Annotated in this window: 1 protein-coding gene and 1 pseudogene; both read right to left on the minus strand. The window is 34.7% G+C overall.

What is annotated here, in order from left to right:
• Positions 1-201 precede the first annotated feature (201 nt).
• Entirely contained in the window at positions 202-1,047 is an 846-nt protein-coding gene (locus tag ACFIJP_RS09150) for a type IV secretion system protein (protein WP_375627106.1), read from the minus strand.
• 70 nt (positions 1,048-1,117) lie between these two features.
• Positions 1,118-1,204: pseudogene (locus ACFIJP_RS09155) on the minus strand (TrwG protein); the annotation flags it as partial.
• Positions 1,205-1,265 lie beyond the last annotated feature (61 nt).

Consider the following 1,265-nt stretch of genomic DNA (forward strand, 5'->3'; position numbering starts at 1 on the left):
GATCAATTTTATTGAAAAGTTGCGTGAACACTGTAAAGTCCATGGAATTCCTCTTTAACGAATTTTCAACTTTTTATTACCTTGAAATATAGATACATGCTAAACGCTTTATTTTCGTTACGATATCTTGGCTTTGATAAAAGCTTTCTGCCTCTCTGAATTGTTCAAATAGCACAGAACTTTCTACAGTGGCTTTTGTTTTTATCGTATGGTAGGCATCCCTTTTTTTTCATGATCAAAAATTTTCATATCAAGTTCGCGTCTTTTCTTTTTGATAAGTGATTGTTCAGCCTTACGTAAATGCGCTACCATTTCCATCGTTATGAATTCATTTTGGATCATGGCTAACGAACCATCGATATGTGCTTGAAGATCTGCAGTATCTTTCAGGTTTTCTTTTGTTTGAACTTCATCTAATAGATTTTTGAGGTATTTAAAACGATTTTCTATGTTTTCAAAAGTTTCTAAACTTACAGCTTTATCTAGTATCGATGCAAATTTTAAGCGCCCCGAAATAGCTTTGCCCATTCGATCAAAAGACCCAGAAATTTTGTTTTCGTCCTCTAATACCTTTTGATATGATTCTCTTGAAAACTTATCACTCTTATAGAGCAATTCTGGCTCTTTGAGAAAAAAACTAGAAAAGTCTATTGTTTTAGGTCCAGTTTTCTGACTCTTTGTTATAGCTTGATAGGCTTTTTCTGTTTGCAAAAGTTGTTCTTTTTTCAACTCAAGCTGTTTTTTTAAGAGCTCAATAATTTCCTCTTTTTTTAATAGATTAATAAGCTCCCGATATTCTGTTGGTGGAGCAGGCACGAATCCAAAAGTAGAAGGATTGATTGTAACATTGGGGGGAATACCTGGTGGATTGTAGTTTGGTGGTATTTTTGGTGTATAATAGGTGCTTGAATCGAGATCTCCTGACCCCAGAGTAGGAATTGCAAAACGGCTATGACCTCCTCCTTGCCTAGTAATAGTCTCACTTCTTGCCAAGTTTGTTGTTCCAAGAAACGCACTAATGGCTATGATAATAATCAGCTTTTGCATATTTTATTCCTTTTAATTTTCACATATTTAGAAAGACTGATCATCACATTATTAACTTCATAAATCATTTGATAAGATCCCGTTCTAAGCCACGGCTTTCTTCGTAATAACTTCTAAGTTGTTCGGCTTTCACTGGTTTTGCTTGTTTTGTTTTCATTTGTCTCCTCGCTTGATTTCGGCAGGGATTGTTTTATTAATAGGCACACGGTTCCTATCAT

It is taken from the genome of Bartonella sp. MU37NMGALS (assembly GCF_042194015.1).
In the GTDB taxonomy this organism is placed as follows: Bacteria; Pseudomonadota; Alphaproteobacteria; order Rhizobiales; family Rhizobiaceae; genus Bartonella; species Bartonella grahamii.

Bases quoted from the DNA above. Each gene is read 5' to 3' on its own strand.
- ACFIJP_RS09150 (WP_375627106.1), bottom strand. From the start codon at position 1,047: ATGCAAAAGCTGATTATTATCATAGCCATTAGTGCGTTTCTTGGAACA.